Here is a 21,792-nt window from a genome sequence, read left to right on the forward strand (position 1 = left end):
TGATCGCGATCTTTCACGTCCTATCACGCTCTTGTGATGGCCTCTTGGGAACGAATCCCCCCAATACTAGGTTGTTGGGCACCGGAAGCATGAACCTGCCTGAACAGGCTGGCGACTACTTCGGGTAGATGGCGGCAGGAGGCTTCCATGAACCACTCGATCTACAGCGCAGATCGCTCGACCCATCTGAAGATCGTGGTGGTAGCCCTCGTCGCAGGGATCGCAGTTGCTGGCTTCAGCGTAACGGCCCGCACCGGTTCGGACGACGGCCTGACCCAGACTGCCCGCGTCATCAAGGCCGGCAAGCCGGTTGTGATCACCAGCTCGAACGCATCGCTCGTTCGCTAAGGAGATTTTGAGTTTCAAGGAATTCACGCGGCTCTTTACCAGCCCCCCAAAGTCGCCACGTGGATATGTAGACGACCCCAACCCCAAGTCGACTACAGAAAGCGCCCGCCCCCCACGGGCGCTTTCTCATGTCTGGGGTTGCTCCTTGACAATGTTCGGCCCTGCTTGGCTAGCTTCACAACCTGATGAGGCGGGCCTTCCATGGAGCAGCGCTTTACGTTCGACCAGATTGCGGGGGCATACAGGACCTCACGCCCCGACTATCCCGAAGCACTCGTGGACGACGTGGTGGCGTACGCCGCGTTGTGTCGAGGCGATCCCATCCTCGAGATCGGCTGCGGCACCGGGCAGGCGACGAAGAGCTTCGCGAAACGGGATCTGCAGATCGTCGCGATCGATCCCGGGCCCGAAATGATCCGCACCGCGCGTGAAAGCCTGGTTGGCTTTGGCAATGTCGAACTGGCCGAGGCGACCTTCGAGGCATGGCCGAACGACAGAGGGCCGTTCCGGCTCATCATCGCCGCGCAGTCTTGGCACTGGGTTTCGCCGGAATTGCGCTTCGTCAAGGCCGCGAAGCTGCTTTCATCCGAGGGAGTGCTGGCCATCTTCGGTCACGTTCCGACAGGACTGCCCGGGCCATTGCTCGAACAGTTCAAGGACATATCGTTGCGTCATACCGGCCGCTGGGGACCGCCACCGGAAGCCTGGTACCTGCCCAGCGGTCCCTTCAAGGGCTGGTTTGACGAATCGGGATTGTTTGGACCGGTCGAGCACCGCCACTATCCGTGGACATGGCGGCACACGACATCAAGCTATGCCAAATTCCTCGGGACGCGCTCCGACATCAGGATGCTCACGCAATCGGTACGGGACGCGCTGGTCGATGACCTCTCCGCAGCGATCGATCGTCACGGCGGAGGATTCGACATGGACTACGAGACGCACCTCTACATGGCCCGCCGGGCACCCAACTGAGAGGTACAATCGACCGACCAGAGGGAAGTCGAACGCAACTGCCCCGTTCGTGCTTCTCCATTCTAAGCCGGGCGAACTTGGGACGAAGCAACAGACAAACCGTCAATCCGCTTCCGGGCAGCTTCGATCAGCGCCTTGATTCCATGTGACTGTTCGATCAGCTGATGAACCGCCGGCTCTTTGCTGAAATCCGACAGGACGATCCGGACGCATGCGTTGGCGGTATCGAAAACCCGCAAAATTCTAGCCATCTCGCTTGGCGTAAGGCTCTCTATCTGCACGCGCGATAGCAAGGTCTCAATCTCGATCGAGATTCCACGCAGGCGCTCCATCGCTACGGCCGCGGCTGGGGCTGACCGTTGATTGAAGGGCACGACCTTGGACATCAGGTGTTTCCACTTATTAAACAATTGTACTTTTAGTATGCCGTTGATCATATCATCAGCAAGGACCGTACTTATCGGTATTCGGTCAAAATTGATCCTCTTCAACAGCCTGGTGCAAACGCGTGCCATTTTCGAAGCTGAAGCAATCCGCTCATCTGAGGCTGCAATGCGTTTCAACCCCCGACGAATTCAGGGCCATCGGATTTTTGGATATTGAGCGTCACGTTTTGCTCGGGCCGTATTTTTACGGTCGCGCAATTACTGCGCTACCGGGCGTGCTGCTCATGCTCGAGCACACATCGCCTCGCGCGCTCTCGGGTATGATGAAGGCGATGGGTTGCACCGTCGTGGTGCCGATGAGCAACCATACGCATGCCGTGTTCAACGGGAGAACATGGAGCTCATCCGACGTCGGATTGCTCAGAAGCGAGATTTTGCTCGACCTTCACGAACCTGCTCCCAATACCTTCGCCGTCATCCGGTTCTCTTCCGACATGCAGAATCGCGGCTGGGAGGAGGCGGAAGGAAAACTACATTTGCACAATGCGAGCAGCGAGCAACTTTCGCGCCTGCAACGAGTCATTCGCGGCGCGCTGGCCTTGTCTTGCACGTCGATGCATCATCGGCAATTTGCATTTGTTGCGCAATCGCTGCGGGACGAACTGATGGATGCATTGGACAACCTGCTGGTCCTCAAGAGCGATCGACGCTCCGGCCAACGCGCTTTCGAAAGGCATCGCAAGCTGGTTTCGAAGCTCGATGAATTCGCGCATTCGCATCCGGAGATCCCTCTTTACAGTGAGGCCCTGGCTAAGGAGCTGGGAACGTCGGTTCGAACGCTGCAACTGGCCGTCCAGGCAGTTCACGGAGCGAGCCTGCATCAGCATCTGCGGAACAAAAGGCTTTGGTCCCTACGTGCGCAACTCGCAAGGGGCACGCCGGCAACATCAGTTTCATCGGCCGCTTTCGCCAACGGCTTCTCGCACATGGGAGAGCTATCGCAGCTCTATAAGGTCACATTTGGAGAGCTGCCGTCCGAGACGCTTTTGCGAAGTAAGGGCAGCTGAAGCGCGCCGACCCCAGGCGTACACCTCGCCGTCAGGCCGACCGCTCCCTTCACCAAATCAAACGGATTGCCCAACCGCTCGTGTGTTTTGCCGTCGGCAAGGCCAGAATTTGCGTTGCAACGGAAGCGCTTCATTGCCAGTCCGGAACACTGTCCACACGCATCGTTTCAAGCTCGGGCAGGTCGAAGCCAAAGTGCCGTGCGACGAGAGAACGTAGCGCTTTGCGGTCCGGCAACTGCGTCGCTTCGGCAACGCCATTGTGAACGACATTGACTCCCTGATTCATGATGTTGACGCGGCCTTCCGGCGTTGCGGCACTGGCGAGGATATTGTGAGTGAAGAAGGAGGCTGGGTGAGTCGCGATGTAGTGGTTCATCATCTCGAAATCGACCGGGTATTCCTCTTCCAGTTTTGAGACCCAACCTTGGACCTCCTGTCCCTCATGCATGACGCACAGAAACCAATCACTCCCGTCGCGGACCAGCCGGTGCGTCGGCGCATCAGACGGAACAGGATTGCCGTCGATCGGGATTGGTTGAGCGCAGGCAAAGGGACCGAAGCCGGGGTCAATGACGTAGCTGGCGCCCCCCGTCGCAACCGTGAGGAACATGTGTTGGCGCGCACTTTCGTTGCGCGGCTCAAAAAGAAGCACGCGGGAAGAGTGCCTGACGGGCGCAAAGCCTATTGCCTCAAGCGCAGCATACATCAGGCTTGCATGTTCGAAGCAGTATCCGCCACGACGAGCAGCGATGATCTTGGCCTGCAAGCTTTCGGCATCCAGACGTACTGGGCGACCGAGAAGAACGTCGAAGCTTTCGAAAGGAATATTGGCGGTGTGACCGCGCAAGACGGCAGCGAGGGTCTCATAAGTCGGGCTGCGTGAACCGGAATAGTGGATTCGCGCGAAGTAAGCGTCGAGGTCAATGGATGTCATCTTATGCTCGTCACCAGTCAATGTATGAACAGCGTTTGGTTGCCGGCAAAACTCCCGGACCAAGAGCGAGGATTCGTCAGTCCGCTCACAATCTCTCGATCCTAATGATCCCTCACAAAAACTGAAGGAAAAGATTGCGCAGACCGTCCACGGCCGGGCTCAACGGCGCGGCGCGCGATAGCCGCTGGGATCTCGGGCAAACTGACCCGGCAACCAAACCGCCGGTCACGGCGACACGGAGCCTTTTTCGGACTCGGTCATCTCGTCCCAGCTCGCGCGACCAGGCCATCGCCGCTATATCATTTCCATGCTGAATTTCGCCGAACAATATGAGGCCTTCAGGCGCCGGGACCCGGCATGGGACGGCGTCGTGTTCGTCGCGGTCAAAAGCACGGGGATTTATTGCCGCCCCGTGTGCCGTGCTCGAACGCCGCTTGCGCGCAACGTCCAATTCCATCGCAGCGCAGCGTCGGCGGAGCAAGCAGGCTTCAGGCCCTGCCTTCGATGCCGTCCCGAGACTGCGCCGTTCTGCCCCGCCTGGAAGGGCACCAGGACGACTGTCGAACGCGCATTGAAAATGATCGAAGCGGGGGCTCTGGACCGGGAAAATCTCGAGCAACTTGCCGAACGTCTCGGGATAGGATCGCGGCATCTGTCCCGGCTGTTCATGGAACATTTGGATGCATCCCCGCTGCAGATAGCGCTCTCGTTGCGGGTGCGCCGGGCGAAGCTTCTCCTGGACCACACCGATCATTCCATCCAGTGCATTGCCAGGCAGGCCGGATTTTCGAGCGCACGTCGCCTGAATTCGGCGTTCAAACGCACCTACGGGTGGCTGCCTTCCGCCGGGCGCAGTAGCACCGGATCACGCAAGCAATAGACGTCAACCGAAGGAGCTTCTCATGAAGGCGAAGACCTATGGCACTGTGAGTGAGGAGCAGAGAAAGCAAATGACGGGCCTGGAGTTCGTGCGCGGACTCGCCAGCGGCGAACTCCCCCTCAACACCATCGCCCGGACATTGGGATACGACGTCACGGAGGCCGAGAAGGGCCGCGTGCTGGTGACGCTGGTGCCGACCGAACAGCATCTCAATCCGGCCGGAACAGTGCACGGCGGCCTGACAGCGACGCTACTGGACAGCTGCATGGGGCTCGCCGTTCAGTCCACTCTCGAGAAAGATTTCGCGCAAACGACTCTCGAGTTCAAGATTTCGCTCATTCGTCCGATCACGCCGCAAACCGGCGAGATCAGAGCCGAAGGAAAAGTCTTGAACGCAGGCCGTCGGATCGGCACGGCGGAAGGCAAAGTGCTGGATCGTCAGGGCAGGCTCCTGGCGCACGGCACCACGACGTGCCTGATCTTTCCGAATTGAATGCCGTTCGCGCCGCTTCTCCTTCGTCGTCGTGACGATGTCGACCGCGGCGCCTGTCACGACGCATCGTTGCACCTGGTCGGTGGAATCACGGCCGGCTCAACGACGCGGCGCGCCATAAGTCGGCGGCGGCGCCTGCACGGTGGGCGCTGCCGCGGCGAACAGATCGTCCTTGCTGCCTGTCAACGGCGGATAGATGCGATTCTGGTTGATGGTCCGCTTGGTCGCCTTGGCGGCGTCACCAGAGCTGCGCACCTCGCGATCCCAGCCTTCGGTGTAGAGCGCGCCCCAGCCGCCGAGATCGAGCACGGTGACATACCAGTCGATCCGCAGCGGCAGCATCGGCTGGCCGGCGAGATCGGCCACCACATTGTGGCCGGCGAAGCGGCCCATCGGGCGCGCAAACTGGCAGGACATCACGGTCGGATGCAGGCCGTCGACCACGCTGGAGGCGATGTCGCCGGCGGCGAAAACGCCGGGCAGATCGGCGACACGCATGAAGGGATCGACCAGGAGGCGCCCGAAGCGATCGCGCGCACCCGGAACGTTCTCGGCAAGCCGGCTCGCGCGCATGCCGGCACACCAGATCACCGTCTGCGTCGGGATGACCTCGCCCGAGCTCAGGCGAATGGCGGACGCCTCGACGGACGTGACGCGCACGCCGAGCCGCGTTTCGACCTCGAGCGAGGCCAGCGCGGTCTCGATCACGGGGCGCGCGTGGTCGCCGATCGTGGCGCCGACCGCTTGATTGGGATCGACCAGGATGATGCGGCGGCTGCCTGACATGCCGGCGCGCGTCAGACGGCCGGGCATTTCGGCGGCGACCTCGATGCCGGTGAAGCCGGCGCCGACCACTGCGATCGTCGATCGTCCCGGCGACGGTGCGCTGCGCCCGAGCGAGGTGAGATGCTCCTGCAGGCGAAGCGCCGCAGCATAGGTGTCGACGTCGAATGCGTGCTCGGCAAGGCCCGGAATGTCGGGGCGTATCACTTCGCTGCCGAGCGCGAGCACGAGGCGATCGTAACACAGCGTCCCCTCGCCGCCGCCGGTGACCAGCGAGATTTCACGGCGCGCGGGATCGACAGCTCTGATCTCCCCGATCTCGTGCCTGACGCCGACGGGATCGAGCAGTTGCGCAAGCGGCAGCGCGACCTCACCGAGGTCGACCTCGTAATTGCGGACGCGGATGTTGTGATAGGGATTGCGATCGACGAGGCGGATCTCGATGTCGCGGCCGGCCGCGCCGATTTCATCGCGCATGCGCGCGGCACCGATGGCCGCCCACAGGCCTGCAAATCCGGCGCCGAGCACGACGATACGCGCCATGTCCGTTGACTTCGCTGCTTCCAGGGATCCGCCCGCACCGACAGATATAGCTCATTCAGCCGGATCGACCAACCACAGCCGGAGCGCGCCGTTGCAAAAAGCCGGGCCTCAGGCCTCGCGCAGTTCCGAGGGCGTCGCGCCAAAGCGCTTGCGGAAGGCGCGGTTGAAATAGGACAGGTCCGAGAAGCCCGAGGAATGCGCGATGTCGCTGATCTTGCGCGCCCGCGCGCGAGGATCGCCGAGCAGCTTGCGCGCCTGCAGCAGACGCTGCTCCAGCACGAATTCGGTGAAGGTGGTGCCGGCCTGCTCGAACAGCCGCTGGGCCTGGCGCGGGCTGAGGCCCGAGCGGGTCGCGACCTCGGACAGGCAGAGATCGTTGCGGCCGAGTGCGGCCATCACGTCGGCGCGCATGAGATCGAGACGGGCCGCGGCATGGCCCCGGCCGCGCGCGAGCGCGGCGTGCTCGGCGTCGGTACCGAGCAAGAGACCGACGAGATCGACCATGTGCTGCGCAGTCAGGCGCTGACCGACCGCGTCGAGATGCGGCGCGTGATGGGCGGCAAGCGAATGATAGCGGAAGATGGTCTCGGCGACCGCGCCGTCCGACAGCACCTGCGACAGCTTCTCCTCGGCGCGCGGATTGATATCGAGCAGCGCGCGTCGCGGCATGCGGATGGTGGTGAAGCGGTTCTCCTCGGTGTGACCGACGCTGCCGGTGATGCTCATGTCGGCGAGCACCATCTGTGCCGGCGCGAGCTCAACGGCATGGCCGTTCTGCCTGACATTGACGAGGCCGGCATGCGCTGCGATCAGCACGAGATCGTCGCTGCCGTCGGCAAGCCCGCTCTGCGTGCGCGAATATTGCGCGGAGGCCCCTTCGGGAAGGGCGAGCGTGATGTTGTCGACCACGCTGACCTGCAACCGGCAATCGATGCTGTCGCCCTGGCTCGGCCCGATTTCGAGGCCACAGGGTCCGAGCGCCCTGTCGCGCCAGTGTTCGAACGCCTCGCCGTGCGGCAGGCCTGCATATTGGTGGACAACGATGCCCGGCGGCTTGGCTGCATCCATCTGATCTCTAGCCCCTTCCCGGCACCATGATCGGCCGTGCCGACTGCAAATTCCGGCCATTTGACGCCGCGAAACGCATGGAGGTTCAAATCTGGGGCGGATTTGGCGGGACTTGTCGCATTGCGACGACGGAATGGACCGTGGCGACAGGAGTGCGGACTGAAGTTGGTCCTGGAAACGCGATGCCTCCGCGCCGTCGTTCTGGCTTTCGCCAGGACGACAGGAGCCACTACTTCTTTGCCGGAACCTGCGGCTGGGACGGCGGCACGGTCTCGATCAGCTTGCCGGAGAACACCGGCGCCGAGGTCGGCTGACCGTTGGGCGAGCCGCCCGATGGCTCGACGGTGACGGCGTAGGTCGCGCCGTTGACGACGTCGGCATCGTAGCCGGCGAGCACCGGACGAGCGGTGAAGTCGCCACCGCCGATCACGCCCAGCGAGCGCGGCCGCGGCAGGCGGTCGGAGATCAGCCAGAGCTCGAAGCTCTTGCCCGGCTCCGGCGTCGCGCCGACCTTGCGCACCGTGAAATTCTTGGTGGCGCCATCGATGGTGAGAATGAAGGCTGGGCCGCCGCTCTGCCCCTGCAACAGCGCGACATATTGCGCGGGCGACGACAACGGCGCCGCCGGCGTCTTCACCTCGACCGTCTGGATGCGCGGCGCGGGCCGCAGCACGCCCGGCAGCGCATCCGGGAGGAAGATTTGCAGCGACAGCGTCACCAGCAGTGCGGCCGCGAGCGCGCCGACGGCGGAGGCGACGTTGCGCCAGCGCCTCACGCGGTTCGCGAGATAGATCACGTTGGTATCGTCGACGACAGGCGCAGGCGTCGCGAGCGCAACGCGCGGATCGGGCGCATGAGTCTGCGGAATGAATTGCGGCGCGATCTCCGGGATGACATCGGAGTCGGTTTGCGGCGCCGCCGGCGGCTGCACCTCCGGCGCGGGAGCGTCCTGTGGTGGCAGCTCTCCAGATGAAGGCTCTGAGGGTGAGATCTCGGGTGACGAGAGCTCCGGCACCGCCGGGGGCGCATCCGACAGCACCGGCGGCGCTTCGGACGAGCCTTGTTGCGAATCTTGCCGAGAATCTTGCTGAGAATCTTGGCTCGATACCGCCTGCGCGATCTCGCGCAGGATGTTCTCCCACACGATCGGCCGCGGCTCGATCGTGCCGACCATCTGGTTGAGGACGCCGAGCCGGTATTCCCAGCCCCGCACGACGGCGGTGAATGCCTCGTCCACCGCCATCATGGTCTCGACCTGCGTGCGCTCGTCGGCATCGAGTGTGCCGAGCGCATATTCCGCGGCGAGCGCGATATGGTCCTCGCTATAGGCCATCAATTGCAGTCCAACACTACCCTCATAGTCCGAGGCACTCCCGGATATCCAGCATGCTACGCCGCAGCCACGTCTTCACCGTGTTGACGGGGGAAGCGAACTTCTCCGCCAATTGCTCGCGGCTCCAGCCGTTGTAATAGGCGAGAAGCACGAGCTTCTGCCGGTCCGGCTCGAGCCGGCCAATACACTCCAGCAGCCGCTTCAACTCCTCGGACATCTCCCGGCGCGCCAGAGGATCCGGACTTTCGGCGGCAACCTCCATCGCCTGCGGCTCCTCCTCCAGGGAGGCTTCCGTCTTCTTGCGCACGATATCGATGGCGCGGTTGCGCGCGATCGAGGCCATCCACGTGATCGGCGAGGACAGCGTCGGATTGAACTGACCGGCACTGTTCCAGATCTTGACGTAGGTCTCCTGAATGACCTCCTCTGCGAGATCCTGTCGGCGCAAGATACGGAGGACGACGCCAAAGAGTTTCGCGCGCGTGGCGGCGTAGAGGCGCTCGAACGCGGCCTGATCACGCTTCGCCACCGCCTCAATCAGCCCGACCAGCTCTGCTGGCGTCAGCATTCAGCCCCCCAACGCGCGGCGCGTCGCCTCTCTTCACCTCTCCCCGACGGGGAGAGGTCGATTTGCGCAGCAAATCGGGTGAGGGGGCGGAGGGTTGACGGGAGACCGTAACCCCTCACCCGGCGCTCCGCGCCGACCTCTCCCAAGGGAGAGGTGGACACCGCCGTCGCTGGCACAGCATTCATTCCCACCACCATAGCGCGCGGCCGAGCCCGCCACCAAGGGGCCGGGCGCCGCGCTGTGGACAGCGCATGCAAAAACCCGGACCTTGCGGGTCCGGGCTCGCGAATTTCCAAAAGTCTTGACGCCGGCTGCCGCTTACGCGACGGCGCCGATGCGCGAGCGCATCAGGCCGATGCTGTCGAGATCGGCCTGCTCGCGGGCATTTTCCTCGGCGCGCTCGCGGGCCTGGTCGCGCTCGTCCAGGAGCTCGACCTTCTTCAGCTCCTCGAAGGCCTCGCCGAGCGCGGCCTTGGCTTCCTCGAGCTGGCCCTTCAGCTCGTCGGCCGAGCGGGTCAGGTTCTCGCGGCGCTGGATGGCGGCCTTGGCATAGGTCGGATAGGCGAAATGCGAGGGATCGTTGATCCCGGCGCGGTCCTGCTCGGTCTGGATCTCGCGTTCGAGGTCGACCGACATCCGCTGGAAGTCCGCGATCATGGACTCGATCTGGGCGACCCGGCGGCGCTTCTCGTCGACCTGAAACTTCTTCAGGCGGATGAGGGTATCACGTGACTTCATCGACTCATACTCCCCAGAAGTCCCTTGGCTGCAAGACATACACACATTGGGACGACACCGGTCTGCCCACAGGCCCTGTGGGGGCCAAGACCGGCTCTGCTACTCTGTGGGATCGGATGATGACGGGACAAAGTTAGCGTTCCGTTTCCAAATTACCGATGATTTGCGCCAACTGGCGGTAGCCGTCCGCAAGTGAGGCATTTTCGTCCTTGCGCTGGCGCAGGAACGCCTCCAGCGGCTCGTGCAGCCGGATCGCCTCGTCGACCTCGGGGCTGGAGCCGGCCCGGTAGGCCCCGAGCCGGATCAGCTCCTCCATGTCGGCATAGGTCGCCATCACCGCCCTCGCCTTCTGGATGACAGGCCAAAATTGCGGGTCGGCCGATTTCGGCATGGTGCGCGAGACCGATTTGAGGATGTTGATGGCGGGGTAGCGGCCGCGCTCGGCGATCGAGCGCTGCATCACGATGTGGCCATCGAGGATGCCGCGCACCGCGTCCGCGATCGGCTCGTTGTGATCGTCGCCGTCGACCAGCACGGTGAAGATCGCGGTGATGGCGCCCTCGCCCAAGCCCGGACCGGCGCGCTCGAGCAGCTTCGGCAGCTCGGTGAAGACGGTCGGTGTGTAGCCCTTGGCGGTCGGCGGCTCGCCGGCGGACAGGCCGATCTCGCGCTGCGCCATGGCAAAGCGCGTCACCGAATCCATCAGGCAGAGCACGTCCTGGCCTTCGTCGCGAAAATATTCGGCGATCGCGAGCGTCAGATACGCGGCCTGCCGCCGCATCAAGGCCGGCTCGTCTGATGTCGCGACCACCACGACGGAGCGCGCCAGGCCCTCCTCGCCGAGATCGTCCTGCAGGAATTCCTGCACCTCGCGGCCGCGTTCGCCGATCAGGCCGATGACGCTGACGGCGGCATCGACGTTGCGCGCCAGCATCGACAGCAGCACCGATTTGCCGACGCCGGAGCCGGCGAAGATGCCCATGCGCTGGCCGCGACAGCAGGTGAGAAAGGTGTTCATCGCGCGCACGCCGAGATCGAGCGGGGCGCCGACGCGCTTCCTCGAATGCGCCGGCGGCGGCGAATTGCGATACGGCATTGGCGAAGCGCCTTGCGGCAACGGCCCCTTGCCGTCGATCGGCTCGCCGAGCGCATTGACGACGCGGCCGAGCCAGGCCGGGGACGGACGCACCAGATTGGCGGCATTGGCGATGACGGCCTTGCAGCCGCGACGCACGCCTTCGAGGCCGGCGAACGGCATCACGACAGCATTGTTGCCGGAAAATCCGATCACCTCGCAGGGGATGGAGCGGTGGGCGCCGGTCTCGATCACCAGCCGCGCACCGACCGACATGGCGTGGATCGGGCCAGCCACCTCGACCATCAGGCCGCGAACGCCGACGACACGGCCATAAATATTGACGCCGTCGATATCGCCGATCTGCTCCGCGAGAGCCTTCATCAGGAGCGCGCCTTCATGATTTTGGCCTTCAAGACGAAACTCTTAAGTTTCGCCATATTTCTGAACGGCGCTTAACTTGGTGTTTACCCGCATCATTAATCATTGCGTCACTGTCTTTGTGACTGAGCGTGACTCCCTTCAGAAGAAGGCTGAGTCGCGGGAGTCGGTTAGGCCCGTCTCTTAAAGTGGAACTTGAACGGAACCGGGTAACGAAAGCTGCTTCGCGCGCAAGACCTTAGGGCGATTCGACAAAAATTGCACCGGGGGGACTTGCGTTCCAGAATCAGGATTTGTTAACCATCTGTTGTCAGGATCCGAATCAGTTGTTCAAAGGCGTTTTGTTGAGTGCCGCGAATGCGGCCGACCTGACGCCCAGGAGCGGCGACTATGGGGAACTGGCATGCGCGTTTTGCTGATTGAAGATGACAGCGCCGTCGCGCAGTCGATCGAGCTGATGCTGAAGTCTGAGAGCTTCAACGTCTACACGACCGATTTGGGGGAAGAAGGCGTCGATCTCGGTAAATTATACGATTACGACATTATTCTTCTCGACCTCAACCTGCCCGACATGTCCGGTTACGACGTGCTCAAGCAGCTCCGGGTCTCCAAGATCAAGACACCGATCCTGATCCTCTCCGGCCTCGCCGGCATCGAGGACAAGGTCAAGGGTCTCGGCGTCGGCGCCGACGACTACATGACCAAACCCTTCCATAAGGACGAGCTGGTTGCCCGCATCCACGCGATCGTGCGCCGCTCCAAGGGTCACGCCCAGTCAGTCATCCAGACCGGCGACCTCGTCGTCAACCTCGACACCAAGACGGTGGAAGTCGGCGGCCAGCGCGTGCACCTGACCGGCAAGGAGTACCAGATGCTGGAGCTGCTCTCGCTCCGCAAGGGTACGACCCTCACCAAGGAAATGTTCCTCAACCATCTCTATGGCGGCATGGACGAGCCCGAGTTGAAGATCATCGACGTCTTCATCTGCAAGCTCCGCAAGAAGCTCGCCAACGCTTCCGAAGGCCGCAACTTCATCGAGACCGTGTGGGGCCGCGGCTACGTGCTGCGCGAGCCGCACGAGGCCGACGAGCGCATCCCCGCCTGATCCCATTTACGTCGCGAGCCTCGTCGGGCTCGCTCCTCCCAGCCTGGACCCCGCCGCAAATGGCGGGGTTTTCGTTTTTGGGGGCGACAAGGCATCCGGTCACGCGTTCATCAGCGCGGGGCTGGTCAGAACCGGGCTTCTCACCGCGCAGCGCGCGGCGGCCTCGCGCAGGGGCCCGACCATCCCCCAGCCGATGGTGAACCCGAACGCGAAGGTCGGCACCACGAAGACCAGCAGGAACTTCAACCCGGATTGGTGATCGACGACTGCCATCACCGGTATCGGAATGAACTGATGGATGGCCAGCAGGATCCATAGCATCACCGTCATGCCCCCGCCGAAGACGAGGCCATCCCGCAGCCGCCTTGTCTGCTGCGACCGCCTGTCCCACGTCGAATCCTGCACCAGCAGGGCCGCCATGGCCCCGATGCCCCAGGGAAAGATCAAGACCGGCAGCTCACGCAGGGCCACGTCCAGATCAGGTCCATCCGGAAACTGCGACCGGTCGAACACGATCTGAGCCGGCAAGGTGAGCAGCGCGCCCAGCAGCCCGACCGAGAGAATGAACCCGACCGGAAGCCGGCCGAAGATGTTCTCGTTGGCGAAAGCAAAATGCCGCTTGCAATAATAGACCAGCGAGAAATTCACGATGAAGTAGAGCGGCGTCATGCTCACGGTTCGCATTGCGCCGGCGGACTGGTCTCCCGGCATGTCGATGACCTTGCCCGATGCGAGCAGCCAGAGCAGGCACCATACGAACGTGAAGGCCGTGACTTTCGCCACGAACCTCATGATGCCGGGCGATGCCGGATCCAGGGTGAAGCCGATCGCGCCGAGCCGCCGCTTGCTCCGATCGAGGCTCCACTCCCCGGCGAGAGCCGCGCGCACCGCGAACAACATCAGGCTGTTGAGGACGGAATCCATGTCCTTGCGCAGATCCTCGAGCATGGCGCCCGCGGCCGTTTGAGCTGATAGTTGCAGCTGGCTGACCGCATTGTGGCGGGTCGATAGCGAATCGAGCGCCTGCCAGTCGTCCGGCTCGACCCGGCTCTCCTCCATGATCGCGGCATAGATCTCCCGGCTGTTCTTGAGCACGCGCACGGTGCGGAAGCACAGCACGTCGAACACCGCCAGGAGTTCGGCATAGCGCTCGGAATTGCGCTCCATGAAACTTTCCCGATCCGCGGCCCAGCGCTCCAGATGAAACATGATCGCCGAGATCTTCATGAAACGGGATTGGATCGCAGTCGACTGCACCGCGCGAAAATCGTCGATCCGATAACCGATCCTCGCGAGCCTGCGCTGCAGGATGGGCTCGTCGTCCTCAGGCACCTGGAACGGGGATGCGGCCAACTCGTCCCGCAAGGTGAGCGCGCTTGCGGGAATGCCGGCCAAGCCCTGGCACAGATTGCGCCAGGCCACCGGCACGATCGGCACGAGCCAAACGAAAATCAGGAGCCAGATCGATGCGAGGGGCGGGAGCACGTTCGCGAGCCCCTGGTACATGAGGACGAACGGAATCATGAAAGCGAGCACGCCGAACGCAAACAGAGGCTTCGTCGTGTAAGACCGCGTCCCCTTGGAGGTGTGAAACCTGAACCAGTAGAACAAGGCAACGAGCGCCGGGCCGGCGAGCAGATCGAAGGCGAATTTTGGCAACTCGATAAGCTTGTCAAGCGACATGGCGAACTCCCATGGCTACGGTTCGCATGGACACCTCGGCGCCCAGCCGTCCCTGTTCAGTCAGGGTCACTGAGCCAGATTCTTGATCCTGGTCCTCTGAGCCGCGAAATCAGAATTGTCCGGCGCCAGCGCGATCGCGCAGTCGATATCGTTCAACGCCTGCTCCAGATTCTTCGACTGCGCGTAGGCATTGGCGCGGGACGCCAGATATTTCGGCTCGTTCTCGTTGGTCGCGATGGCAACGCCGAACGCCTTGATCGCCTCGACGAGATAGCCGCCCTTGTCGTCGCTCCCCGCCGCCATCATGCTGACGATGCCCTTGTTCCAGTAGAATTCGGGATTCTCGGGATGCAGCCTGATGGCCTCGTTGATGTCGGTCAGCGCATTTTCGAAGAGGCCCATGGTCGCGTTGAAATTGGCACGGCGCACGCGGTACTCGGCTTTGACGGGGTCCAACTCCACCATATAGGCAAAGCTGGCGGCGGCTTCCTTGATTAGCTTTTGCCTGTGTTGCAGCGTCCCGAGATCGAAATACACCCTGGCCAGGCGAACCGAGAGCTCGCCGTCGTCCTTGAGCAGCGCGTGCAGTTCCGTACCGCTCCGGGTCAGCTCCTCCAGCGCGGCAATCGTGCGGGGAGAAACCGCGAGCGCGATCATGAACTCATCGCGCCGTTGCTGCAGCTCATCCTTCGAAAGGCGCGCCTTCTCGGACGGGCCCGGTGACGGTTGTGGAGTTTCGACATCGAAGATCCTGCCGTCGGACGACCGCATATAGAGAACCGGAATTCCCCACTCGACCCGCGACTTCTCGCGGATGAACTTGCGCGCCAGCGTCACCGCATCGTCGATCGGCTTGTTCTTGCACAGCGCTTCATAAAACCCCTCCGACATCGAGATTGCGGCGCCGTCGGTGATGGGAAATTGCATCGCGATCACGGCGGGCAGCCATCCCGTCTTCATCAATCCGATCGCGGGATTTCCGAACCGATCGCCGACATTGATCCTGGCGCTCTCGCAGCAATTGAGCACGATCAGCCGAAGACTCTTGCGCGCGCCGGTCAGAATGGTCGCCAGATCCGAGGCAAACCGTTTGACCGGCTTGCCATCCTCATCGACCATGACGATGAAGCCGCGCTCGTTGAAGCCGTCGGCATCGCCGCCCGGGATCTCGTCCTCGACACCGCCGTGCCCGATGAAGTGGAAGATGTGCCAGTCTCCCTCCAGAAGCTTCTTCATCAGGTCTTTTCCCGACCCGCCCGGGACCCACTGGAAATCCACGCGGCCCGCGTGCTGGAGCGCGTCGATGCCCTTGTTGATGCGCTCGCGCTCCTTGGCGACGTTGAGCTTGGGCCACTCGCCGCTCGACGGGTCCGAGATCATGCCGAGAATGCGCAGCGGACCCTTGACGCCCATCGGTCCCACCGCGCCCACCGTGTCGAGATGCCGCACGATCGGTCGCGACAGACTGACGAAATCGGGCTGTTCGCTTGCGTCGCAGAGATATTCCCATGGCAGCCCGGCAAGCTCCGCTGCCTCGATGCGCAGCTTGATTCTGAAGTCGTCGGACTTGCCCTTGCTCTGCAGGTAGATATCCCGAATCGAGGTGGCCTCCGTGAAGACGCTGCGGAAAACGCCAAGTCCGAAATCTCGCAGCACCTGCTCGCCGCGCGTCGCCGGCCCCGAATGACTTTTCTGGTCGATTTCCAGAACCGCGCTTTCGAGCTCGCCGCGCAACTTTGCCAGCACGGCGGGGTCACTGAACCAGAATTTCAGCCTGGTCTTCGGCGCCTCGCCGACCGGCGACTTGATGACCTTGCCGTAATATTGCTGCGGACCACCGGCGACCGGCAGATCGGAACCAATTTCGAGTTCTAAATATTCGGCACTGGGCATAGCAGCCTCACTCGGCCAAGATATACTTGAACAACACGTTTTACTTGGACAACACGTTTTTCCCGAACAACACGTCCTTCAAATACGAGCGGCTTGTCCCCGAGAAGCGACAAGACTCTCTGCGCGTGTCAAAAGGCGATTGCGCCTGATCGCGCACGCGCCGGAGAATTGATGTCATCGAGAAGCACTCATGTGCTCCCCTGGGACAATCGCAACCAAGTCGATGGCAACATCAGCTCGCAAGACTATCACACACAACCTCGAGACGCATTTGTGAAACATGTCTCATGTGGCCCGAAATTTGTGCGGGTCCGCGGGCCGTCGAGGGCCGGTTTGGTTTCCGGGGATCGAACCTATCGGCCCGGTGCGGCGACTAAGCCATCGTGCCAGAACTCGCGGGCGCCAAATTTGGACCTCCCCATGATCCTGCAATCGCTCGCCGGCCTGCCCGCCTTCCTGGTCTATTTCTGTACCGGGCTGATCGCGATCGTGGCATATCTGTTCGCCTACACGCGGATCACGCCGCACAACGAGTTCCAGCTCATCCGCGACAACGACCCGGCGGCTGCGATTGCGCTCGGTCTCAGCCTGCTCGGCTTCGTGGCGCCGCTGTTCAGCGCGATCGCGCATTCGGCCAACGTGCTGGACTGCCTGGTCTGGGCTGCTATCGCGCTGATCGTGCAGGTCGCCGTGTTCTACATCGTGAAGATCCCGGTGCCTGATCTGTCGGGCCGGATCGCCGCCGGCGAGCTCGCGCCCGCCATCTGGCTCGGCCTGTCCTCGCTCGCCGCGGGCCTGCTCAACGCCGCCTGCATGATCTACTGACAGGGTCGCGAAGCAACATGATGGCGAAGTGATATGGCCAGCAATCCTCCCAGCAAGGAGTTCGGCAAGCGCCGGCCGCGCATGCCGGCGGACCTGCCGCTACCGCCACGCGAGCCGGTGAAGCGTTCCGGACATGTGGCGCTGCTGGTGATGGGCACGATCGCGGTCGGCAGCTCCGCCTTCATGCTGATGCCGCAGCGGAACTGCGATCCCACGCCTCCTGGGGCGACGGTCCCGGGCGCCACGACGCCCGCACCGGTGACCACCAACTGCAGCAGCTCGTCCAGCAGCAGCGGCTCGCACTGGTCGTCGCGATCAGGCTTCTACAGCAGCGACTCCTCGAGCCATTCCTCGTCGGGTGGCTCCTCCGACGCAGGTTCCGGCGGCGTCACACGCGGCGGCTTCGGCTCGTTTGCGCATGCGTTCTCGGGCGGCGGCTGACGCGCGAGGTTTTGAATTCAACGCCGCGCGTCGGTCTGCTTTAAGTCGCGCGGGAGGACAATCCATGAAACGCTCGCGAAGGGTCGTGCTCACGCTGATGGGAAGTGCCGCGGTCAGCGCCGTCTCGATGGGATTCACCAGGCGTGAGCGACCCTGCGGCTCGGGGCTCGAAGCGGTGCCCGGCATCGACGGCCAGCCCTATTGCCGGCCGAGCTATGGCGGCTTCGGCGACGCGTTGCATCGCATGCACGGCCACGACGGGCATGGGCATGGCGGTCATGGTCATGGCGGTCATGGGCATGCCGGCCACGGCGGCGGCTGACACATGCAACGCATCACTTGTCCCGAACGCGATGATTGGCAACAGACCGCCGAGCAATGCGGCTTCGCCTTCCACACCATCGACGGCGAACGCTATTGGGACGAGCGCGCCTATTACGCCTTCACGCTCGACGAGATCGAGCGCGGCATCGAGACGCCGACCGGCGAGATCGATGCGATGTGCGTCGAGCTCGCTGGCCGTGTGATCGGCGACGAGCGGCGCCTGCGGCGCTTGAAGATTCCGGAGCCGTTCTGGGATCTGATCGCCGAGAGCTGGGAGCGCGACGATCGCAGCCTTTACGGCCGGCTCGACCTGAAATTCGACGGCGCAGGTCCGGCGAAGCTGCTCGAATACAACGCCGACACACCGACCTCGATCTTCGAGGCCGCGGTGTTTCAATGGACATGGCTCGAGCAGGCGATCGAGCGGCGCATCATCCCCGCGCGCGCCGACCAGTTCAACTCGATCCACGAGCGGCTGATCGAGGCGTGGAAGCAGATCGGTGCAGGTCAGCACCTGCACCTCACCGGCTCCACCGGCAACGAGGAAGACGCCGGCACGCTCGCTTATCTCGAAGACACCGCACGCCAGGCTGGGCTATCGACCACGCTGCTCAACATCGAGGAGATCGGCTGGCGCGACGACGCCGGCGGTTTCGTCGATCTCGACAACAGCGACATGGCGCTCGTCTTCAAGCTCTATCCCTGGGAATGGATGTTCCACGACGCCTTCGGCGCCAAGCTGAAGGACGCACCGACGCGCTGGATCGAGCCGCCATGGAAGGCGGTGCTCTCCAACAAGGGCATCCTGCCGCTGCTGTGGGAGATGTTTCCGAATCACCCCAACCTGCTGCCAGCCTATTTCGAGGATGATCCGCGCGCCGCCGAGCTCGGCAGCTCCTATGTCCGCAAGCCGCTGCTGTCGCGCGAAGGCGCCAATGTCACGCTGGTCTCGGGCGGGATGTCGCTCGACGAGCACGAAGGTCCCTACGGCGCAGAAGGCTTCGTGCGCCAGGCGCTGTCGCCGCTGCCGAATTTTTCCGGCGTCTATCCGGTGGTGGGAAGCTGGCTGGTGAACCATGAGCCTTGCGGCCTGTCGATCCGCGAGGACGAAAGCCCGATCACGGGCAACAGCTCGCGATTCTTACCCCACGCGATTTTATGAGGCCCCCGTCATTCCGGGCTCCGCATTTACGCACGGCCCCGGAATGATGAGGAAGTTCACCGCGCCGCGGCGACCTTCAGCGGCTGCGGCATCAAGCCGCCCATCGCCCGGCCGGAGCGCGCCGGATTGAGCTGGTAGAGGCCGCGCCGGTCGGAGATCGGGCGAAAGGCATCGGTGATGCCGACGACGGATTCGGCGGCGCCCAAAAGCAGCGTGCCATCGGCTTCCAGGCCCTTCGCCATCCGCTCGAAGATCACCGCCTTGGTGTCCTGATCGAAATAGATCAGCACGTTGCGGCAGAAGATCACGTCGAACGTGCCGAGATGGGAGAAGTCCTGCAGCAGATTGAGCTGGCGGAACTGCACCATCGCGCGAATGTCGGCGTTGAGCTGCCAGACATCGCCGGCTTGCGTGAAGTATTTCATCAGCAGCTGGATTGGCAGGCCGCGCTGCACCTCGAACTGGCTGTAGACGCCGGCCTTGCACTTCTCGAGCACGTCCTGCGACAGATCGGTGGCGATGATCTCGACGCGCCAGCCGGCCAGCGCGGCCCCCATCTCCTTCAGGCACATCGCGATCGAATAGGGCTCCTGCCCTGTCGACGACGCCGCCGACCAGATCCGAAGCGACTTGCGCGCGGCGCGGGCCTGGATCAGGCCGGGGATGATGGTCTCGTGCAGATGGTCGAACGGGATCTTGTCGCGGAAGAAGAAGGTCTCGTTGGTGGTCATGGCCTCGACTACGTCGGTCGCAAGCCGGCCGTCGCCGTTCCTGATCTTCAGGACGAGATCGGGGATGCCTGGCAGGCTCGCCTTGCGGGCCAGTGGCAGCAGCCGGCTCTCGACCAGATATTGCTTGTCGGGCGACAGATCGAGGCCGGAGCGCTCTTTCAGGAACTTGCGGAGGTAGTCATAGTCCGCGGGCGTCACGAGCGGTCTCCCGCGAACAGGCGGTTGACCTTGGCGCCGATCTGGTTGAGCGGCAGGACCGCCGCGCAGATGCCGGCATTGGCGGCCGCACCTGGCATGCCCCACACCACGCTGGAGGCTTCGTCCTGCGCGATCACGCTGCCGCCCGCGGCAACGATGTCCTTGCCGCCGCGCATGCCGTCAGAGCCCATGCCCGTCAGAATCACGGAGAGGATGTTGCCGTGCCAGATGTCGATGGCGGAGGTGAAGAGCGGATCCACCGCAGGCTTGCAGAAATTGACTGCCGGACCGTCGTCGAGCGCGATCACGGCATCAGCGCCGCTGCGCGCGACGCGCATGTGCTTGCCGCCCGGTGCGAGATAGATCCGGCCCGGCTTCACGGGCTCGCCGTCGACCGCCTCGGCGGCGGTACGGCGGCTCGAGCGCGCCAGATGCTCGGCGAGAATGGTGGTGAAGGTCGGCGGCATGTGCTGGGTGATCAGCACCGGGAAACGGTCGATCACAGGGCCGAGCTCGGTGACGAGCGCCATCAGCGCCTGCGGGCCACCGGTGGAGGAGCCGATCAGCAGCACCTTCGGCGCCTGAGTCGAGAACGGACGCAGGCTGAGCGATCCGGACGACAGGGCAGGCATGGCCGGTGCGGCCGCAGCCGGCCGCGCCACGGCCGGTGCACGCGCGGCTGGTGCAGCGGGGCTCGCGGGCGCCAGCGGCGGGCTCGCCACCGCCGGCCTCCGGCGCAACCTTGCGCCGAGGTGGCGGATCTTCTCGATCAGATCGTGATGGAAGATATCCGCGGCGGAGGCCTCGCGCGTCGTCTCCGGCTTCGGAATGTAGTCGGCTGCGCCGAGCGACAGCGCCTTGAAGCTGATCTCCGCGTTCCGGCGCGTCAGCGTCGAGGCCATGATGATGACGAGATCGCGCTTCTTCGCCAGGAGTTGCGGCAGCGCCGAGATGCCGTCGAGCTCGGGCATTTCGATGTCGAGAACGGCAACATCGGGATTGATGCGGTCGATCTGGTTGACCGCTTCAAGTCCGGTGCGCAACGAGGCCGCGACCTCCATGTCGTGTTCGGCGCCGATCCAGCGCGAGATCAGACCGCGTATGACGACGGAATCGTCGACGATCATCACCCGCAACGGCCCGGCTTCGCGCGAGGGGCTCATGGTCGAATTACCAGCGAACGCAACACTCATTACTCACCAACTCAGACTGAAACGGTTCAGTTGAAACCAATCGCCGAAGGATCCGTTCAGCCTTCGGGCATACGCTCAGATAAGGCCGACTTCCTGAAATTTCGCCGTCACAATGTCCTTGTCGAACGGCTTCATGATGTACTCGTTGGCACCGGCGTGCAGCGCCCGCGCGATATGGGCGACGTCGTTCTCGGTGGTGCAGAACACCACCTTGGGCTGGTCGCCGCCGGGCATGCGACGGAGATGGCCGAGGAATTCGTAACCGTCCATCACCGGCATGTTCCAGTCGAGCAGCACGGCGTCTGGCAGTCCGCGCTTGCAGGCCTCCAGCGCCTTCTCACCGTCCTCGGCCTCGAGGATCTGGAAGTCGAGGCCCTCCAGGATCCGGCGCGCAACCTTGCGGATGACGCTGGAATCATCAACGACGAGACAAGTCCGCATGTGAACCTCTGCTTCCTATCCCCTGTGCGGGGCACTTCCAATTGCAGGTCCGACGACGACGCCGCCGGATCAGGCCGCCATCATCTCGGGCGCGAGTTCGAGGACGCGATCGACGTCGAGGACGACCATGAGCTGGCCGTCGAGACGGTGGACGCCGCCGGCGAGCTTGGCCATGCGGGGGTCGAGGTTGACGGGGTTCTCTTCCTTGCCGTCCTCGGGCAGGC

Annotated in this window: 23 protein-coding genes and 1 pseudogene; 10 read left to right on the forward strand and 14 right to left on the reverse strand. The window is 63.3% G+C overall.

The window, feature by feature from the left end; all coding sequences use genetic code 11:
- Nucleotides 1-147: 147 nt before the first annotated feature.
- Both G8O24_RS17120 and G8O24_RS17125 read left to right on the forward strand, forming a co-directional pair.
- Nucleotides 148-348, forward strand: a complete 201-nt coding sequence (locus tag G8O24_RS17120) for a hypothetical protein (RefSeq protein ID WP_188101219.1) — start codon at nucleotides 148-150, stop codon at nucleotides 346-348.
- Nucleotides 349-549: 201 nt separating this feature from the next.
- Nucleotides 550-1,323 carry a class I SAM-dependent methyltransferase gene (locus G8O24_RS17125; RefSeq protein WP_188101221.1) on the forward strand — a complete coding sequence of 258 codons (774 nt, stop codon included), beginning with the start codon at nucleotides 550-552 and terminating at the stop codon, nucleotides 1,321-1,323.
- Between the two features lie 62 nt (nucleotides 1,324-1,385).
- On the opposite strand, the gene G8O24_RS17130 is transcribed toward G8O24_RS17125, so the two are convergent.
- Nucleotides 1,386-1,709: a hypothetical protein gene (locus G8O24_RS17130; protein WP_188101223.1), complete on the reverse strand. Its 324-nt coding sequence runs from the start codon at nucleotides 1,707-1,709 to the stop codon at nucleotides 1,386-1,388.
- A 122-nt stretch (nucleotides 1,710-1,831) separates the two neighbouring features.
- Between G8O24_RS17130 and G8O24_RS45605 the strand changes: the two genes are divergently transcribed.
- Nucleotides 1,832-2,776 carry an AraC family transcriptional regulator gene (locus tag G8O24_RS45605; protein ID WP_188101225.1) on the forward strand — a complete coding sequence of 315 codons (945 nt, stop codon included), beginning with the start codon at nucleotides 1,832-1,834 and terminating at the stop codon, nucleotides 2,774-2,776.
- A 130-nt stretch (nucleotides 2,777-2,906) separates the two neighbouring features.
- Here the strand turns inward: G8O24_RS45605 and G8O24_RS17140 are convergent, their stop codons facing one another.
- Nucleotides 2,907-3,710, reverse strand: coding sequence for an arylamine N-acetyltransferase family protein (locus G8O24_RS17140; protein WP_188101227.1), 804 nt, complete (start codon nucleotides 3,708-3,710; stop codon nucleotides 2,907-2,909).
- Nucleotides 3,711-4,017: 307 nt separating this feature from the next.
- Between G8O24_RS17140 and G8O24_RS17145 the strand changes: the two genes are divergently transcribed.
- Nucleotides 4,018-4,590 carry a bifunctional transcriptional activator/DNA repair enzyme AdaA gene (locus G8O24_RS17145; RefSeq protein ID WP_188101229.1) on the forward strand — a complete coding sequence of 191 codons (573 nt, stop codon included), beginning with the start codon at nucleotides 4,018-4,020 and terminating at the stop codon, nucleotides 4,588-4,590.
- Between the two features lie 22 nt (nucleotides 4,591-4,612).
- Nucleotides 4,613-5,083 carry a PaaI family thioesterase gene (locus G8O24_RS17150; RefSeq protein WP_188101231.1) on the forward strand — a complete coding sequence of 157 codons (471 nt, stop codon included), beginning with the start codon at nucleotides 4,613-4,615 and terminating at the stop codon, nucleotides 5,081-5,083.
- A 99-nt stretch (nucleotides 5,084-5,182) separates the two neighbouring features.
- Here the strand turns inward: G8O24_RS17150 and G8O24_RS17155 are convergent, their stop codons facing one another.
- From G8O24_RS17155 to fliI, 6 genes are all read right to left on the reverse strand, one after another.
- Nucleotides 5,183-6,409: an NAD(P)/FAD-dependent oxidoreductase gene (locus G8O24_RS17155; protein ID WP_188101233.1), complete on the reverse strand. Its 1,227-nt coding sequence runs from the start codon at nucleotides 6,407-6,409 to the stop codon at nucleotides 5,183-5,185.
- A 108-nt stretch (nucleotides 6,410-6,517) separates the two neighbouring features.
- Nucleotides 6,518-7,477 (reverse strand): helix-turn-helix transcriptional regulator, encoded by a 960-nt coding sequence (locus G8O24_RS17160; RefSeq protein ID WP_188101235.1) that lies wholly within the window; start codon nucleotides 7,475-7,477, stop codon nucleotides 6,518-6,520.
- A gap of 229 nt (nucleotides 7,478-7,706) precedes the next feature.
- The gene (locus G8O24_RS17165; protein WP_188101237.1) at nucleotides 7,707-8,810 is read right to left on the reverse strand and encodes an anti-sigma factor; all 1,104 of its coding nucleotides are present in this window, start codon (nucleotides 8,808-8,810) and stop codon (nucleotides 7,707-7,709) included.
- Nucleotides 8,811-8,832: 22 nt separating this feature from the next.
- The gene (locus G8O24_RS17170) at nucleotides 8,833-9,378 is read right to left on the reverse strand and encodes a sigma-70 family RNA polymerase sigma factor (protein ID WP_188101239.1); all 546 of its coding nucleotides are present in this window, start codon (nucleotides 9,376-9,378) and stop codon (nucleotides 8,833-8,835) included.
- A 318-nt stretch (nucleotides 9,379-9,696) separates the two neighbouring features.
- Nucleotides 9,697-10,116 (reverse strand): flagellar export protein FliJ, encoded by a 420-nt coding sequence (gene fliJ / locus G8O24_RS17175; RefSeq protein ID WP_092302166.1) that lies wholly within the window; start codon nucleotides 10,114-10,116, stop codon nucleotides 9,697-9,699.
- Between the two features lie 133 nt (nucleotides 10,117-10,249).
- On the reverse strand, nucleotides 10,250-11,575 hold the full coding sequence (fliI, locus tag G8O24_RS17180; protein WP_188101241.1) for a flagellar protein export ATPase FliI: 1,326 nt from the start codon (nucleotides 11,573-11,575) through the stop codon (nucleotides 10,250-10,252).
- 400 nt (nucleotides 11,576-11,975) lie between these two features.
- Between fliI and ctrA the strand changes: the two genes are divergently transcribed.
- The gene (ctrA, locus tag G8O24_RS17185; protein WP_016848562.1) at nucleotides 11,976-12,677 is read left to right on the forward strand and encodes a response regulator transcription factor CtrA; all 702 of its coding nucleotides are present in this window, start codon (nucleotides 11,976-11,978) and stop codon (nucleotides 12,675-12,677) included.
- Between the two features lie 99 nt (nucleotides 12,678-12,776).
- Here ctrA and G8O24_RS17190 read toward each other — a convergent pair whose 3' ends face one another.
- Nucleotides 12,777-14,360, reverse strand: coding sequence for a hypothetical protein (locus G8O24_RS17190; RefSeq protein ID WP_188101242.1), 1,584 nt, complete (start codon nucleotides 14,358-14,360; stop codon nucleotides 12,777-12,779).
- A gap of 66 nt (nucleotides 14,361-14,426) precedes the next feature.
- Nucleotides 14,427-16,253, reverse strand: a complete 1,827-nt coding sequence (locus tag G8O24_RS17195; protein ID WP_188101244.1) for a CHAT domain-containing tetratricopeptide repeat protein — start codon at nucleotides 16,251-16,253, stop codon at nucleotides 14,427-14,429.
- A gap of 420 nt (nucleotides 16,254-16,673) precedes the next feature.
- On the opposite strand from G8O24_RS17195, the gene G8O24_RS17200 reads away from it, so the two are divergent.
- From G8O24_RS17200 to G8O24_RS17215, 4 genes are all read left to right on the forward strand, one after another.
- Nucleotides 16,674-17,078 carry a DUF350 domain-containing protein gene (locus tag G8O24_RS17200; RefSeq protein ID WP_188101246.1) on the forward strand — a complete coding sequence of 135 codons (405 nt, stop codon included), beginning with the start codon at nucleotides 16,674-16,676 and terminating at the stop codon, nucleotides 17,076-17,078.
- Nucleotides 17,079-17,111: 33 nt separating this feature from the next.
- Nucleotides 17,112-17,519 (forward strand): hypothetical protein, encoded by a 408-nt coding sequence (locus tag G8O24_RS17205; protein WP_188101248.1) that lies wholly within the window; start codon nucleotides 17,112-17,114, stop codon nucleotides 17,517-17,519.
- A 64-nt stretch (nucleotides 17,520-17,583) separates the two neighbouring features.
- Nucleotides 17,584-17,841 carry a hypothetical protein gene (locus G8O24_RS17210; RefSeq protein WP_188101250.1) on the forward strand — a complete coding sequence of 86 codons (258 nt, stop codon included), beginning with the start codon at nucleotides 17,584-17,586 and terminating at the stop codon, nucleotides 17,839-17,841.
- A 3-nt stretch (nucleotides 17,842-17,844) separates the two neighbouring features.
- Nucleotides 17,845-19,005 (forward strand): glutathionylspermidine synthase family protein, encoded by a 1,161-nt coding sequence (locus tag G8O24_RS17215; RefSeq protein ID WP_188101251.1) that lies wholly within the window; start codon nucleotides 17,845-17,847, stop codon nucleotides 19,003-19,005.
- Nucleotides 19,006-19,061: 56 nt separating this feature from the next.
- On the opposite strand, the gene G8O24_RS17220 is transcribed toward G8O24_RS17215, so the two are convergent.
- From G8O24_RS17220 to G8O24_RS44335, 4 genes and pseudogenes are all read right to left on the reverse strand, one after another.
- Nucleotides 19,062-19,934 carry a CheR family methyltransferase gene (locus tag G8O24_RS17220; protein WP_188101254.1) on the reverse strand — a complete coding sequence of 291 codons (873 nt, stop codon included), beginning with the start codon at nucleotides 19,932-19,934 and terminating at the stop codon, nucleotides 19,062-19,064.
- Entirely contained in the window at nucleotides 19,931-21,127 is a 1,197-nt protein-coding gene (locus G8O24_RS17225) for a protein-glutamate methylesterase/protein-glutamine glutaminase (protein ID WP_188101256.1), read from the reverse strand. Before G8O24_RS17225 ends, G8O24_RS17220 begins: the two co-directional genes overlap by 4 nt.
- Before the next feature lie 75 nt (nucleotides 21,128-21,202).
- A complete protein-coding gene (locus G8O24_RS17230; RefSeq protein WP_007600538.1) occupies nucleotides 21,203-21,568 on the reverse strand; it encodes a response regulator in 366 nt (121 codons plus the stop codon).
- Nucleotides 21,569-21,637: 69 nt separating this feature from the next.
- Nucleotides 21,638-21,792 (reverse strand): annotated as a pseudogene (locus G8O24_RS44335) (chemotaxis protein CheW); the annotation flags it as partial.

Origin of the sequence: Bradyrhizobium campsiandrae (assembly GCF_014529705.1) — a bacterium.
Classification (GTDB): Bacteria; Pseudomonadota; Alphaproteobacteria; order Rhizobiales; family Xanthobacteraceae; genus Bradyrhizobium; species Bradyrhizobium campsiandrae.

Excerpts from the sequence above, each read along its gene's own strand:
- G8O24_RS17120 (WP_188101219.1), top strand. The coding sequence starts at position 148 with ATGAACCACTCGATCTACAGCGCAGATCGCTCGACCCATCTGAAGATC.
- G8O24_RS17125 (WP_188101221.1), top strand. The coding sequence starts at position 550 with ATGGAGCAGCGCTTTACGTTCGACCAGATTGCGGGGGCATACAGGACC.
- G8O24_RS17130 (WP_188101223.1), bottom strand. The coding sequence starts at position 1,709 with ATGTCCAAGGTCGTGCCCTTCAATCAACGGTCAGCCCCAGCCGCGGCC.
- G8O24_RS17140 (WP_188101227.1), bottom strand. The coding sequence starts at position 3,710 with ATGACATCCATTGACCTCGACGCTTACTTCGCGCGAATCCACTATTCC.
- G8O24_RS17145 (WP_188101229.1), top strand. The coding sequence starts at position 4,018 with ATGCTGAATTTCGCCGAACAATATGAGGCCTTCAGGCGCCGGGACCCG.
- G8O24_RS17150 (WP_188101231.1), top strand. The coding sequence starts at position 4,613 with ATGAAGGCGAAGACCTATGGCACTGTGAGTGAGGAGCAGAGAAAGCAA.
- G8O24_RS17155 (WP_188101233.1), bottom strand. The coding sequence starts at position 6,409 with ATGGCGCGTATCGTCGTGCTCGGCGCCGGATTTGCAGGCCTGTGGGCG.
- G8O24_RS17160 (WP_188101235.1), bottom strand. The coding sequence starts at position 7,477 with ATGGATGCAGCCAAGCCGCCGGGCATCGTTGTCCACCAATATGCAGGC.
- G8O24_RS17165 (WP_188101237.1), bottom strand. The coding sequence starts at position 8,810 with ATGGCCTATAGCGAGGACCATATCGCGCTCGCCGCGGAATATGCGCTC.
- G8O24_RS17170 (WP_188101239.1), bottom strand. The coding sequence starts at position 9,378 with ATGCTGACGCCAGCAGAGCTGGTCGGGCTGATTGAGGCGGTGGCGAAG.
- fliJ (WP_092302166.1), bottom strand. The coding sequence starts at position 10,116 with ATGAAGTCACGTGATACCCTCATCCGCCTGAAGAAGTTTCAGGTCGAC.
- fliI (WP_188101241.1), bottom strand. The coding sequence starts at position 11,575 with ATGAAGGCTCTCGCGGAGCAGATCGGCGATATCGACGGCGTCAATATT.
- ctrA (WP_016848562.1), top strand. The coding sequence starts at position 11,976 with ATGCGCGTTTTGCTGATTGAAGATGACAGCGCCGTCGCGCAGTCGATC.
- G8O24_RS17190 (WP_188101242.1), bottom strand. The coding sequence starts at position 14,360 with ATGTCGCTTGACAAGCTTATCGAGTTGCCAAAATTCGCCTTCGATCTG.
- G8O24_RS17195 (WP_188101244.1), bottom strand. The coding sequence starts at position 16,253 with ATGCCCAGTGCCGAATATTTAGAACTCGAAATTGGTTCCGATCTGCCG.
- G8O24_RS17200 (WP_188101246.1), top strand. The coding sequence starts at position 16,674 with ATGATCCTGCAATCGCTCGCCGGCCTGCCCGCCTTCCTGGTCTATTTC.
- G8O24_RS17205 (WP_188101248.1), top strand. The coding sequence starts at position 17,112 with ATGGCCAGCAATCCTCCCAGCAAGGAGTTCGGCAAGCGCCGGCCGCGC.
- G8O24_RS17210 (WP_188101250.1), top strand. The coding sequence starts at position 17,584 with ATGAAACGCTCGCGAAGGGTCGTGCTCACGCTGATGGGAAGTGCCGCG.
- G8O24_RS17215 (WP_188101251.1), top strand. The coding sequence starts at position 17,845 with ATGCAACGCATCACTTGTCCCGAACGCGATGATTGGCAACAGACCGCC.
- G8O24_RS17225 (WP_188101256.1), bottom strand. The coding sequence starts at position 21,127 with ATGAGTGTTGCGTTCGCTGGTAATTCGACCATGAGCCCCTCGCGCGAA.
- G8O24_RS17230 (WP_007600538.1), bottom strand. The coding sequence starts at position 21,568 with ATGCGGACTTGTCTCGTCGTTGATGATTCCAGCGTCATCCGCAAGGTT.